Origin of the sequence: Desulforamulus putei DSM 12395 (assembly GCF_900129195.1) — a bacterium.
Taxonomy (GTDB): Bacteria; Bacillota; Desulfotomaculia; order Desulfotomaculales; family Desulfotomaculaceae; genus Desulfotomaculum; species Desulfotomaculum putei.
In genome coordinates this window covers 26223-38830 of record NZ_FQUY01000015.1, presented here as the reverse complement: position 1 = coordinate 38830, position 12608 = coordinate 26223, and the positions used below count along the sequence as shown (strand labels likewise).

At 48.5% G+C, this 12608-nt stretch carries 15 protein-coding genes; all 15 read right to left on the bottom strand.

Going from position 1 to position 12608, the window contains the following annotated elements:
* Nucleotides 1-30: 30 nt before the first annotated feature.
* The 15 genes from ispG to hslV all read right to left on the bottom strand — a co-directional run bounded on the left by ispG (nt 31) and on the right by hslV (nt 12605).
* Nucleotides 31-1080 (bottom strand): flavodoxin-dependent (E)-4-hydroxy-3-methylbut-2-enyl-diphosphate synthase, encoded by a 1050-nt coding sequence (gene ispG, locus BUB67_RS10420; RefSeq protein WP_073239368.1) that lies wholly within the window; start codon nt 1078-1080, stop codon nt 31-33.
* An 11-nt stretch (nt 1081-1091) separates the two neighbouring features.
* On the bottom strand, nt 1092-2129 hold the full coding sequence (gene rseP / locus BUB67_RS10415; protein ID WP_073239367.1) for an RIP metalloprotease RseP: 1038 nt from the start codon (nt 2127-2129) through the stop codon (nt 1092-1094).
* A gap of 10 nt (nt 2130-2139) precedes the next feature.
* A complete protein-coding gene (locus BUB67_RS10410) occupies nt 2140-3300 on the bottom strand; it encodes a 1-deoxy-D-xylulose-5-phosphate reductoisomerase (RefSeq protein ID WP_073239366.1) in 1161 nt (386 codons plus the stop codon).
* A gap of 20 nt (nt 3301-3320) precedes the next feature.
* Nucleotides 3321-4418: a sporulation integral membrane protein YtvI gene (gene ytvI, locus BUB67_RS10405; RefSeq protein ID WP_238457020.1), complete on the bottom strand. Its 1098-nt coding sequence runs from the start codon at nt 4416-4418 to the stop codon at nt 3321-3323.
* A gap of 17 nt (nt 4419-4435) precedes the next feature.
* Nucleotides 4436-5230, bottom strand: coding sequence for a phosphatidate cytidylyltransferase (locus BUB67_RS10400; protein WP_333870513.1), 795 nt, complete (start codon nt 5228-5230; stop codon nt 4436-4438).
* Nucleotides 5231-5234: 4 nt separating this feature from the next.
* Nucleotides 5235-6023 (bottom strand): isoprenyl transferase, encoded by a 789-nt coding sequence (locus BUB67_RS10395; RefSeq protein ID WP_073239364.1) that lies wholly within the window; start codon nt 6021-6023, stop codon nt 5235-5237.
* A gap of 57 nt (nt 6024-6080) precedes the next feature.
* Nucleotides 6081-6245: a 4Fe-4S binding protein gene (locus tag BUB67_RS10390; RefSeq protein WP_073239363.1), complete on the bottom strand. Its 165-nt coding sequence runs from the start codon at nt 6243-6245 to the stop codon at nt 6081-6083.
* Nucleotides 6235-6450, bottom strand: coding sequence for a hypothetical protein (locus tag BUB67_RS10385; RefSeq protein ID WP_073239362.1), 216 nt, complete (start codon nt 6448-6450; stop codon nt 6235-6237). Before BUB67_RS10385 ends, BUB67_RS10390 begins: the two co-directional genes overlap by 11 nt.
* Nucleotides 6451-7005: a ribosome recycling factor gene (gene frr / locus BUB67_RS10380; RefSeq protein WP_073239361.1), complete on the bottom strand. Its 555-nt coding sequence runs from the start codon at nt 7003-7005 to the stop codon at nt 6451-6453.
* On the bottom strand, nt 6998-7726 hold the full coding sequence (pyrH, locus tag BUB67_RS10375; protein ID WP_073239360.1) for a UMP kinase: 729 nt from the start codon (nt 7724-7726) through the stop codon (nt 6998-7000). The genes frr and pyrH overlap by 8 nt, the downstream gene beginning before the upstream one ends.
* Nucleotides 7727-7803: 77 nt before the next feature.
* Entirely contained in the window at nt 7804-8457 is a 654-nt protein-coding gene (gene tsf, locus BUB67_RS10370) for a translation elongation factor Ts (RefSeq protein WP_073239359.1), read from the bottom strand.
* A gap of 246 nt (nt 8458-8703) precedes the next feature.
* A complete protein-coding gene (gene rpsB, locus BUB67_RS10365) occupies nt 8704-9402 on the bottom strand; it encodes a 30S ribosomal protein S2 (protein WP_073239358.1) in 699 nt (232 codons plus the stop codon).
* A gap of 435 nt (nt 9403-9837) precedes the next feature.
* Nucleotides 9838-10623, bottom strand: coding sequence for a GTP-sensing pleiotropic transcriptional regulator CodY (codY, locus tag BUB67_RS10360; protein ID WP_073239357.1), 786 nt, complete (start codon nt 10621-10623; stop codon nt 9838-9840).
* 24 nt (nt 10624-10647) lie between these two features.
* Nucleotides 10648-12048, bottom strand: coding sequence for an ATP-dependent protease ATPase subunit HslU (hslU, locus tag BUB67_RS10355; RefSeq protein ID WP_073239402.1), 1401 nt, complete (start codon nt 12046-12048; stop codon nt 10648-10650).
* Nucleotides 12049-12074: 26 nt separating this feature from the next.
* Entirely contained in the window at nt 12075-12605 is a 531-nt protein-coding gene (gene hslV, locus BUB67_RS10350; RefSeq protein ID WP_073239356.1) for an ATP-dependent protease subunit HslV, read from the bottom strand.
* Nucleotides 12606-12608 lie beyond the last annotated feature (3 nt).

Below are 12608 nucleotides of genomic sequence, written 5' to 3'. Positions count from 1 at the left end.
ATCTTAATTATAGACTTCTTTTTCACTGGTTTATAACTTCTCTATTTCTTTCATCAATTCTTCCAATAGTTTTTCCTCGGGGACCTGGCGGATGATTTCGCCTTTGCGGAAAAGCAAACCGACACCCCTGCCGCCGGCGATGCCGACGTCGGCCTCCCGGGCTTCGCCGGGGCCGTTGACGGCGCATCCCATAACAGCCACTTTAATGGGCTTGTCCACAGGGGCTAACTTTTCTTCCACCTGCTCGGCAATTTTTATCAGGTTTATCTGCGTTCTGCCGCAGGTGGGGCAGGAAATCAATTCCACGCCTCGCCGCCGTAAACCCAGCGCCTTCAGGATCTCCCATGCCACGTAAACCTCATGTTTCGGGTGGCCTGTCAGAGAGACCCGAATGGTATCCCCGATTCCCTCGGCCAGCAGGACGCCGATACCCACGGCTGATTTGATGGTACCGCTTTTTACTGTGCCGGCTTCGGTGACTCCCACGTGCAGCGGGTAGTCCACCCGGGCAGAAAGCTTCCTGTATGCCTCCAGCATCAGAGGTATATGGGAGGCCTTGAGGGAGACCTTGATTTCCGGGTAGTTGAGTTCCTCCAGCAGTTGAATATGGTTTAAGGCGCTTTCCACCATGGCATCGGCGGTGACCCCGCCATATTTTTTTAACAATTCCTTTTCCAGGGAGCCGGCGTTTACCCCGATGCGAATGGGTACCCTGCGCTCACGGGCAGCGGCCACAACTTCCCGCACCCTGGCTTTGCCGCCAATATTGCCGGGATTGATTCTTAGCCCGTCAACACCGGCCTGTAAAGCAGCTAGGGCCAACCGGTAATCAAAATGAATGTCCGCAATAAGGGGAATGGTAATGCCTGCTTTAATGGCAGGCAAAGCAGCCGCCGCTTCCTGATCCGGCACGGCGACCCGGATCACTTCACATCCCGCCTGAGCCAGTTCATTGATCTGACTGATGGTAGCCAAAGCATCCCGGGTATCGGTGTTGGTCATGGACTGGACCGCGATGGGAGCGCCCCCGCCGATCTGTACAGGACCCACCATCACCGGGCGTGTTTTCTTAAATTCCATTTTAACCTCCGTCACCGGTTGCCAAACATGAGAGAAACAATATCGTTATAGGTGATTACAACCATAAGAAGCAGCAATAAACCAAAGCCCACCAGGTGGATAAAGCTTTCCTTGGAGGGTTCCACCGGCCTGCCGGTGATCTTTTCCCATAGCAGGAACAACACTCTGCTGCCGTCCAGGGCAGGGATGGGCAGCAGGTTGAACAGGCCCAGGTTAATGCTTAAAAAGGCGGCCAGCTGCATCACTTGAAAGATCCCGAACTCTGCGGCCTTACCGATTTCACTGACCACTCTGACCGGACCGCCCAAATCCAGCGGGGCCTGTTGGGTAAACATTTGCCCGAGGAAAGCCAGGATTAAACCGGAAATCTGAATTGTAAAGGCTGTACCTTTAGCCAGCGCAGAGAAAGGATCCAGTTTCTTCAAGGCGGGCTTGATCCCCATTTTGTACTGGCCCGATTTGTCTTTAACGGTGGTGACCGTCAGGCTAAGCTCCTGCGTGTCCCTTAATACTTTGATATGCAAAGGCTGACCCGGGGTTTTGTTGGTTTCCGCAACCAGCTGATCCCAAGTTTTAACAGGGTGGTTATTGACAGCAGTGATGACGTCCCCTACTTTCAGGCCGGCCCTTTGGGCAGGGGAGTTATCGAGAATTTCCCCCACTTTGGTGGTGGAGGGGTCAGGAACCCCCTGTAGCATTAAAATAAGGGCAAAGAGAACTGCGGCCAGAACAAAGTTCATCAGGGGACCGGAAATAATGACCGCTGCCCTTTGCATGGCGGTTTTATGATTGAAGGTTTTTTCCACGGGAATTCCCTTATCTTCTTCTTCATTGGGGTCCATGCCGGCCATGCGGACAAAACCACCCAGAGGTAACAGGCGAAGGTTATACCTGGTTTCGCCCCGGTGGATGCCGAATATTTTAGGCCCAAACCCCAGTGAAAATTCATGTACCATAATCCCTACTCTTTTAGCAACCAGGAAATGGCCTAATTCATGAAAAAAAATCAGTAAACCAAAGACAACCACCGAAGCGATAAATGTTTGCATAACTTCACCTCTACTGTTTCCTGATGATTTTAAGGGCTTCTGACCTGGCCCAGCCGTCGATTTCAATAATTTCCTCCAGGCTGGAAGGGGTTATTACTTTGTGTCTGTCAAGGGTCCTTGCCACCACGGCAGGAATTTCTAAAAAATTGATTTCTCCTGCCAGGAACGCGTGCACAGCAATTTCATTGGCGGCATTCAATACCGCCGGCGCTGTTCCCCCCTGTCGTCCGGCCTGGTAGGCCAGGGCCAGAGAGGGAAAGCGCTCGGTATCCGGTTCCTCAAAGGTCAACCCCTTGAGTTCGGTTACATTCAGCCGCGGCAATTGATTAAACCAGCGATCCGGATAACTGAGAGCATATTGAATGGGTATCCGCATATCCGGCATTCCCAGGTGAGCCAGGATGGAACCGTCGCTATATTCCACCATGGAATGAATGATACTCTGGGGGTGAATCACCACATCAATATCGTTATAGTCAAGATTAAACAGCCACTTGGCTTCGATGACCTCCAGGCCTTTGTTCATCAAGGTGGCGGAATCGATGGTGATCTTTTGCCCCATGAACCAGTTGGGGTGTTGCAGGGCCATTCGGGGCGTGACCTGTTCCAAAGCGCCACGGTCCAATTGACGGAAGGGTCCACCGGAAGCGGTTAGCAGGATTCTTTTTACGGAATGTCGGGCCTCGCCGTGTAAACACTGCCAAATGGCGGAATGTTCGCTGTCCACCGGGAGGATTTGCACCTTATATTGTTCCGCCAGTTTGGTCACATAATCTCCTGCTGCCACCAGGGTCTCTTTATTGGCCAGGGCAATTTGTTTCTTTGCCTTAATGGCGGCACAGGTGGGGATTAAACCAATGGCTCCGCTCAAAGCGGTTACCACCACGGATGCCTCATGACAAGTGGCCACCGCCAACAAGCCATTTAACCCGTAGTGAATTTCCGGCAGGTAATCCTCACCGGCCAATTGTTCTTTCAACCATTTTGCATCTTCCTCCAGTTCCAGGGACACCACCAGAGGCTTGTGTCGCATGCATTGCTGCAAAAATGTCTGGCGGTTTCTGCCTGCCGCCAGTGCAACCACTTTCAGGTTATGTGGAAAAAACTCTACAATCTCCAGGGTCTGTCTGCCAATAGAGCCTGTACTTCCTAAAATGGCAATTTGCTTCATTGTTTGGCACCTCAGTTATTTTATTTCACCCTTGGAGTGGGAATTCCTGCTTTGATCACTGCTTGAACTGCAATTAACAAAATAGGACCCGCAATCATGCCAACAAAGCCCAGTACTTTGAAGCCAACAAACAAAGCAACCAGCGTGGCCAGAGGATGAAGTCCCAGGTTGGTGGCAACCACCTTGGTTTCCAATAGCTGCCTGGACACCAGAACCACCAGGTATAAAACAAGGAGTTTTATACCGAAGGCAGTATCTCCGGAGACAAAGGACCAGCCTACCCAGGGCAAAATGACTGTGCCCGGCCCCAGGACGGGAATAATGTCAAAAAAACCGATCAGAAGGCCCATGGTCAGGGCATATTCCGCGCCAATAATGTATAACCCGGTAATACTGATGAGCGTGCTGATGCTTACCAGAATTCCCTGGGCCTTTAAGTAGGAAATAAAGGCCCCAACAACCTCTTTTATAACATGCAGGCTCTGTTCGCCATAGGGGGCCGGCAGGGTCCGGATCCATTGCCTTGCTAACCGCCGCCTGTCTTTGCTGATAAAATAGGTGGCCAGGAAACTGACAATGATTAAAGTAATAATACCTGGAACGGCTGAAAATGTATTTAACAGAGAGTTTAACGTAATGCTTAAGAAATTCTGCAGGGTTTGTGCAACGGACCCGAAAGACTGTTGGATGTAATCCGTAATGCCCGGCGGCAGTTCACCATAAAGTCGGTGAAATTTAGGTAAAGATATTTCAACCCAGTTTTGGATGTCAAGCATTATGTAAGGAATCGTTTTGGATAAATGAATGAGTTCCGTAATTAACCTCAGCAGCAAAAGGGTAATAATGGTCCCCAAAAAAGAAAATAAGGACAGCATGGATAGCGCCACTGCCGGTCCTCTGGACAGGCGGGCTTTATTCTGCAGAACACTTACCATTGGTTCCAGCAAAAAGCTGATGAAAACGGCAATAATAAAAGGAGTAATCAGCGGCACAACAAAGGAAAAACCTCTGATAACGTACTGTGAAATTTTATCAATGATAAAGAAAGCTACTAAAAGAAGTAGACCCGCCAACACATAATTCAGGGCGGTCTTTAGCCAAGATGGCAAACTTCTCACCTCTATGCCATTTATACTCAAATTATAAACAGTTTAACAGAGTAGTATACCACAGGGGCCGTAAACAGCAGGCTGTCAAACCGGTCCAGCACACCCCCGTGGCCGGGTATAATATGTCCGGAATCCTTAATGCCGGCCTGCCTTTTTAATGCCGATTCAACCAGGTCCCCCAGTAAAGAGGCAATTCCGATCAGCACTCCCAATAGTAAAACCGGCAGTAGCGGCAGGGAAGGAACAAACTGAACAAAAATATAGGAGACCAGTGCAGAACTGAGGAGCCCTCCCGCTGCCCCTTCAACGGTTTTCTTCGGGCTGAGAACCGGCGCCAGTTTATGCCTGCCGAAGGCCCGCCCCACAAAATAGGCAAAGGTATCGCTGGCCCAGGTGGTCGTTAGTAACAGAATCAACCATATAAAACCGGTTGTTAACTCCCGGGTCAGGCAAAGGAAAACCAGGTTGCTTAAATATAAGACAGCACCCAAATTACCGAACATATCCACCGGCGTGGTACTTGGATATAGAAAGGCCAACATTAAAAGATTGGCAATCACTAAAAAGACAACCACAGGGCCGATGATTTCATCATTATATAGGTATGCGCAGGCAAAGGTGATTAACCCACCGATTTGGATCATCCAACCGGCAGGTTGCAGCCCCAAACCTTTGAGAATGGCAGTTATCTCCAATGAGGCAAAAATAAATATGACAAAGGTTAAAAGCCAGAGTACCCAGCCACCATGCCATGCGGCAAGAATGGCTACCGGTATTCCTACAATCGCGCTAAGCACTCGCAAGTGCAGCAATTTGTCCACCAACCTACTTTTTGATTAATCCTCCAAAGCGTCGTTCTCGACATTGAAACTCCAGAATGGCTTGTAACAGATGAATTCTTTTAAAATCAGGCCACATCACATCAGATAGCCAAAATTCTGTATAGGCAAGTTGCCACAGGAGAAAATTGCTGATCCTGAAATCACCGGAAGGTCTCACCAGCAAGTCGGGGTCCGGCATTCCCGCCGTATAAAGATGCTCTTTGATAAGGCTTTCGTTGATTTCGTTTATTTCAAGCCTGTTATCTTTTACCAGTCGGGCGATCTTAACAACAGCGTCAGTAATTTCCCTGCGGCCTCCGTAATTGAGCGCCAGGTTCAAAAGCAATCCTGAGTTGTTTTCAGTCTTACGAAAGGCCCTGTCCAGCGCCTCCCGGGCCGGTTGAGGCAGTTCTGCCAGGCGGCCGATGGCATTTATTTTTACACCGTTGCTGTGCAGTTCCTCTAATTCTTTATCCAGGTACTCCACCAGTAAATTCATTAAAAAAGATACTTCTTCCTGTGGGCGTTTCCAATTCTCGGTGGAAAAGGCATAACAGGTTAACACTTTAATGCCTAACTCGGAACATAATTGAACAATGCTGCGCAAAGATTCCACCCCGGCCCGGTGCCCCAGGGACCTGGGCATTCCCCTCCGCTGGGCCCAGCGACCGTTCCCGTCCATGATGATGGCAATATGATTAGGAAGCCTGTTCCGGTCTATGGATTGCAGAAGTTTGTTCTCGTCCTCCGTAACCTTTTGTCTGTTGAACAGACCGGTTATCCTTTTTAACATCACAATAAGCCTCCAATATAAGCAACCCCCTTCCGGATCTGAAGGGGGTTTACCGCATTACTCTTCAATAATGGCTCCGGTAGGGCAGATATCCACGCATGTCCCGCAATTCTCGCATGCCATGGTGATTTTAAAGATGTCGCCCTCCTCAATGGCATTGTTGGGACAAGATTCCAAGCAGGTGCCGCAGGCCATACACTCGTCAGTGATTTTATAGGCCATTGTGTATACCTCCTTTCCCCTTCTCCTCACATGCCACCGTTAACACCACTTCATCAGAGCCCTTTGCTTCCAATCTCACCACTCGCTCAGGTCCGCCGGGGCTTCCCCCGGGCGGATCGGTGATGACAACTGTTACCTTATAGCCCGAATTTTTCAGCAGGGAAACTGCATCGTTTAGCCTGTAACCCAGTACATCAGGTATCATCTAAACTTGCATAATCTCCTGTTCTTTGGATTTTACCATTTCATCAATCTCTTTGATATATTTGTCGGTGATTTTCTGTAATTCATCCTGTCCCCGTTTCACTTCGTCTTCGGGAACACCTTCTTTCTGCTTGGCCTTGAGGTTATCATTCACGTCCCGCCGAATGTTACGGATTGCCACCCGGCCTTCCTCCGCTTTTTTCTTAACAACCTTAACCAACTCTGTCCGGCGTTCCTGGGTTAACTGAGGTATAACCAGGCGAATAACAGTACCGTCACTGGTGGGTGTAATGCCCAGATCGGACTTTAAAAGGGATCTTTCAATTTCAGGAATGGCGCTTTTATCCCAGGGTTGAATAACCAGCATACGGGCTTCCGGTACAGAAATATTGGCAAGTTGGTTTAACGGGGTAGGCGTTCCGTAATACGAAACGGTCACCTTATCCAACAAAGCAGGGGTTGCACGACCGGCCCGTAAAGAAGCAAACTCCTTACGGACGACTTCCACAGTTTTTTTCATATTTTCTTCTGCAGAAGAAATGATCTCTTTAACCATTTAATTCCCCCCCAACAAAGGTTCCTATCCGTTCCCCTAAAATTGCTCTTTTGATATTTCCCTCTACATTTAAATTAAATACTAACAGCGGTATTTTGTTATCCATGCAAAGCGAAACGGCAGTGGAATCCATCACCTGCAGGCCGCGATTGAGTACTTCAATATAAGAAAGTTCATCAAACTTCTTGGCATTCTGGTTCTTTAAAGGATCGGCTTCATAAACCCCGTCTACCTGCTTGGCCATCAGAATAATTTCCGCCTCAATTTCCGCAGCACGCAGGGCTGCGGTTGTGTCGGTGGAAAAATAGGGGTTGCCGGTGCCAGCGGCAAAAATAACCACACGACCCTTTTCCATATGTCTGATGGCCCGGCGGCGAATATAAGACTCGGCAACAGCTCTCATTTCAATGGCGGTTTGTACCCGGGTGTCCACGTCAATCTTTTCCAGGGCATCTTGCAAAGCCAGGGAATTAATGATGGTGGCCAGCATGCCCATATAATCGGCAGTGGCCCTGTCCATACCCTTGGTGCTGCCGGAGATCCCCCGCCAGATATTGCCGCCGCCAACCACAATGGCCAGCTGTACTCTCAGTTCAATAATGTCTTTTATTTGCCTGGCAATTGAGTTTACCACATCCGGGTCGATGCCATATCCTTTTTGACCTGCCAGGGCTTCGCCGCTCAGTTTCAGGATGACCCGCCGAAACTTGGGAGTTACCATTAAGGGTGTCCTCCAGTCTGGTAGTTCTGTATTCTACAATCTTTTAAAAAATCCTTTAAGTCTCGGATGAAAAGTGTTTAGCCCTTAATTTGTGCTGCTACTTCAGCGGCAAAGTCATCCTGGCGCTTTTGCAGACCCTCGCCCATTTCATAACGGGTAAAACGACGAACATCAATCTTTTCGCCGATCTTGGCAATGGCTTCGTTAACAACCTGCTGTACGGTCTTATCGCTGTCCTTAATAAAGGGTTGTTCAAGCAGGCATACTTCTTTGTAGTACTTCTCAATGCGCCCTTCAACCATTTTTTCAACAATTTTTTCGGGTTTGCCTTCATTTAATGCCTGAGCCCGTAAAATTTCACGTTCTTTTTCAATAACTTCGGCCGGAACTTCCTCACGGCGCACATACTCTGGTTTGGCAGCGGCAATCTGCATGGCGATATCCTTGGCCAACGCGCGGAAATCTTCGTTTTTGGCTACGAAGTCGGTCTCACAGTTAATTTCTACCAAAACACCGATACGGCCGCCACCATGTATGTAAGCTTCTACAATACCTTCAGCAGCAATTCTGCCGGCTTTCTTGGCGGCAGCTGCCAGTCCCTTTTCACGCAGGAACTCAATGGCTTTTTCCATATCACCGCCCACTTCAGCCAGGGCTTTTTTGCAGTCCATCATACCGGCCCCGGTACGCTCTCTTAACTCTTTAACCATGCTTGCAGAAATCTCTGCCATGATCAAAATCCTCCTTTATTCTACGCTCAGATTAGATAAATTATATGGAAGACAGCATAAGGCACCCATTAACCTTGTGGTATTATAACCATAATCTTTGCCTGACAATCATTTGGAAAAACTTGGCTTGCGCATGGCACAAGCCTTTATTTGCTTATACTTTCATCCATAAAATGTTAATCTTAAATGAAAGTATAAAAAAAGGTAGGGGCCCCCCGTGTTTGCAGACGCCCTCTACCTAACACTCTACTCTGCGACTTGTTCACCCTGTTTACCTTCCAAAACAGCATCAGCAATCTTGGCGGTAAGCAGTTTTACTGCCCGAATAGCGTCATCGTTACCGGGAATTACGTAATCAACCTCATCAGGATCGCAGTTTGTATCAACAATGGCTACAATGGGAATGCCGAGCTTGCGAGCTTCTGCCACTGCGATGCGTTCCTTCCGGGGATCAATTACGAACAGAGCCCCGGGCAGACGGCGCATATTCTTAATTCCACCAAGGAATTTATCCAGTTTCTCTTTTTCATGCAGAAGCCGGGCAACTTCCTTCTTAGGCAGAACTTCAAAGGTGCCGTCCTCTTCCATGCGCTCCAGTTCATGTAATCTATCAATACGATGACGGATGGTTTGGAAGTTGGTTAACATACCACCCAGCCAGCGCTGATTTACATAAAACATCCCACAACGTTCGGCTTCTTCCTTAACGGCTTCCTGAGCTTGCTTTTTGGTACCGACAAACAAAAGGGTACCGCCTTCAGCAGCCAGCTGCTTTACAAACTCATAGGCCTCTTCCACTTTCTTAACGGTTTTCTGAAGGTCAATAATATAGATACCGTTGCGATCAGTGAAGATATAGGGAGCCATTTTGGGGTTCCAGCGACGGGTCTGGTGTCCAAAATGAACGCCTGCTTCCAGTAACTGTTTCATGGAGATAACTGCCATAGCTAGTTACACCTCCTCCCTACCATGTTTTTAGTCCTCCGTTACCCTCATCTCCGGCAAGACCTTTAAAGATAAGGCAACCTTGCACGAATCCGACAACGTGTGTAATTAACACCAAGGGATATTTTAGCACAATACATCATGTGGCGCAAGTGCTAGATGCTTATTCTGCATTTCTTTTATGTCAGGCCGTCGGCCGTCAGCCATCGGCCTATTACAATAAGCTAACAAAACGGTACCAGGTACCCTTGTGGGCTATTGGCTTTTTCTTTTGTTTTGCTTTTGGGCCAAAGGCTAATGGCCAATAGCCAACGGCCTTTCAAATATTGATTTAGTCAACAACCAATTTTCATAATATGATAATATGTTAAGTGCCTGGTACCTGAGTTATTCATTAAAAAACCTACAGCTTGCGCTGTAGGTTTTTCGGCTTTCCTAGTTGTGCTTGAGTCTTTGCAGTTCTTCCAAAAGTCTGTCATTCAGCACCCTGATGTAGGTGCCTTTCATACCCAGGGACTTGGATTCGATGACGCCGGCGCTCTCAAACTTGCGCAGGGCGTTTACGATAACGGAGCGGGTAATGCCGACACGGTCAGCGATTTTACTGGCCACCAGAACGCCTTCGTCCCCTTCCAGCTGCTCGAATATGTGCTGCACGGCATCCAGTTCAGAGTAGGACAAGGTTCCCAGGGCGATCTGTACAGCCGCTTTTTTACGGGCTTCTTCTTCCATACGGCCTGCCCTGGCCCGGAGGATTTCCATGGCCACAACGGTGGCACCATACTCGGCCAGGATCAAATCTTCGTCGGTAAAGCTCTGGTTAAACTTGGCCAGAACCAGGGTACCCAGACGAGAACCGGCGCCCACAATGGGAACCACCGTGGTTACTTTGTTTTGCCCCTTGCATTTCTCTTCATCAAAGAAAACGCATGCATCATAGGTCTGGCAGAAGTTGGCGTGGGTCTCGTTAATGTTTAACAGACTTTCATTGTACTCTTCCGGGAAACGCTTGGAACCCTCCACAATGTCTTTCATGATGTCGCAGGAAAAATGCGGCATAAATTTGTAACCCAGGGCACGTCCACGGCGATCGATGATGTAGCAGTTGCATTCGATATTATCGGACAGCACTTCTGCGATCTCACCAAAGTCAACCGGGTATCCTGCAGATTTCTGCAATAGCTTATTAATTGTGCGAGTTCTTTCCAATAGGCTTCTCAATTCTGTCACTCTCCCCTGCTTTGATTAAAGAATATAACGACTGAGATCACGGTTTGCTACGACGTCCTTTAACTTCTCACGAACATATTCACTGTCAATAGTGAGGGACTGTCCTTTGAGTTCGGGAGCCTCAAAAGAAATGTCTTCCAGTAACTTCTCCAGGATGGTGTGCAGACGCCTTGCACCAATGTTTTCGTTTTGTTCATTTACAGTATAAGCAATATCTGCAATTTCTACAAGTGAATTTTTTGAAAATTCTATCTTAACACCTTCGGTTAACAATAGTTCCGTATACTGTTTAATAAGAGAATTCCGGGGTTCTGTTAATATTTGTTCAAAATCGCTTCTGCTCAGGCTTTCCAGCTCCACACGGATGGGAAAACGCCCCTGTAGTTCGGGAATTAAATCAGAAGGTTTAGCAATATGAAAAGCGCCGGCGGCAATAAAAAGTATGTGGTCGGTCTTGACCGGGCCATATTTTGTCATCACCGTAGAACCTTCCACGATGGGCAAAATATCCCTTTGCACCCCGCCCCGGGAAACGTCAGCGCCTGCATGTGTGCCCTCCCGGGTGGCAATCTTATCGATTTCGTCCAGGAAAATGATCCCGTGTTCCTCAGCCCGTTTCACTGCCTGGGTGGTCAATTCATCCATATCGATTAGTTTCTGGGCTTCCTGCTGGGTAAGGATCTTGCGGGCTTCCTTGACCGTGACTTTGCGTTTGCGTTTTTTTCTTGGGAAGATGCTTCCCAAAACGTCTTGCATGTTGACGCCCATTTCTTCCACACCGCTGTTGCTGAAGACCTCCAGCATGGGCAGGTGATGATCTTCTACCTCGATTTCCAGCAACTCGTTTTCCAACTCACCCCGGGCCAGCTTTTCCCTTAAGGTTTCCCTTTCGAATTTAATCCTGCTATGTTGCTGCTCCCAGGCCTTGTTGTCTTCCTGGTTGTCTTGCATCCCGCCAAACAACATTTCAAAGGGATTTTTGGTTTGTACCGGCCGGCCGGGCAGAGGGGCCAGAAGTTCCACAATTCGCTCATCGGCCATACGCCTGGCCCTTTCCTCAACCTCCTCCATCTTTTCCTGTTTCATCATACGGATGGAGGTTTCCACCAAGTCCCTCACCATGGACTCAACATCGCGTCCCACATAACCCACTTCGGTAAACTTGGTTGCCTCAACCTTAACAAAAGGCGCCTTGACCAGTTTGGCCAACCGGCGTGCAATTTCCGTCTTCCCTACACCGGTGGGACCAATCATTAATATATTTTTAGGAACCACTTCGTCAATCAAATCTTCCGGCAGCTTGCTGCGGCGGTACCTGTTTCGCAAAGCAACAGCCACTGCTTTTTTGGCCTTTTCTTGTCCAACAATATATTTATCCAGTTCGGCTACAATTTCCCGGGGTGTCAGGGCCTCCATCGGCTCCACTCCTTTAAATCTTAATTTCAAATTTCCTCCACCAGAATATTTTTATTAGTGTAAACACAAATATCTGCCGCTAAACTAAGGGCTTCCCGGGCTACCTCTTTGGGCGACAGGTCGGTGTGTTTGAGCAAAGCCCTGGCAGCCGCCAGCGCATAGGGACCTCCGGAACCGATGGCTGTGACTCCTTCATCGGGTTCAATAACTTCGCCGTTGCCGGACAAAACCAGCAAGTGTTCTTTGTTTGCTACAATCAGCATGGCTTCCAGGGTCCGCAGGTACTTGTCAGTTCGCCAATCTTTGGCCAATTCCACAGCAGCCCTCATTAGATTGCCGTGATATTCTTCCAGCTTGCCTTCAAATTTTTCAAACAAGGTAAATGCATCTGCCACGGAACCGGCAAACCCGGCCACCACTTGACCCTGGTGCAGCCGCCTGACCTTACGGGCAGTGTGTTTCATAATTGTATTCTGACCAAAGGTTACCTGCCCGTCACCGGCAACGGCCACTTTGGTTCCTTTTTTCACCGCAACAATGGTTGTCGCATGGAACATAAA

Bases quoted from the DNA above. Each gene is read 5' to 3' on its own strand.
- ispG (WP_073239368.1), bottom strand. From the start codon at position 1,080: ATGGAATTTAAGAAAACACGCCCGGTGATGGTGGGTCCTGTACAGATC.
- frr (WP_073239361.1), bottom strand. From the start codon at position 7,005: ATGGTTAAAGAGATCATTTCTTCTGCAGAAGAAAATATGAAAAAAACT.
- BUB67_RS10385 (WP_073239362.1), bottom strand. From the start codon at position 6,450: ATGATACCTGATGTACTGGGTTACAGGCTAAACGATGCAGTTTCCCTG.
- BUB67_RS10395 (WP_073239364.1), bottom strand. From the start codon at position 6,023: ATGTTAAAAAGGATAACCGGTCTGTTCAACAGACAAAAGGTTACGGAG.
- hslU (WP_073239402.1), bottom strand. From the start codon at position 12,048: ATGGAGGCCCTGACACCCCGGGAAATTGTAGCCGAACTGGATAAATAT.
- pyrH (WP_073239360.1), bottom strand. From the start codon at position 7,726: ATGGTAACTCCCAAGTTTCGGCGGGTCATCCTGAAACTGAGCGGCGAA.
- BUB67_RS10410 (WP_073239366.1), bottom strand. From the start codon at position 3,300: ATGAAGCAAATTGCCATTTTAGGAAGTACAGGCTCTATTGGCAGACAG.
- hslV (WP_073239356.1), bottom strand. From the start codon at position 12,605: ATGTTCCATGCGACAACCATTGTTGCGGTGAAAAAAGGAACCAAAGTG.
- tsf (WP_073239359.1), bottom strand. From the start codon at position 8,457: ATGGCAGAGATTTCTGCAAGCATGGTTAAAGAGTTAAGAGAGCGTACC.
- BUB67_RS10390 (WP_073239363.1), bottom strand. From the start codon at position 6,245: ATGGCCTATAAAATCACTGACGAGTGTATGGCCTGCGGCACCTGCTTG.
- rseP (WP_073239367.1), bottom strand. From the start codon at position 2,129: ATGCAAACATTTATCGCTTCGGTGGTTGTCTTTGGTTTACTGATTTTT.
- rpsB (WP_073239358.1), bottom strand. From the start codon at position 9,402: ATGGCAGTTATCTCCATGAAACAGTTACTGGAAGCAGGCGTTCATTTT.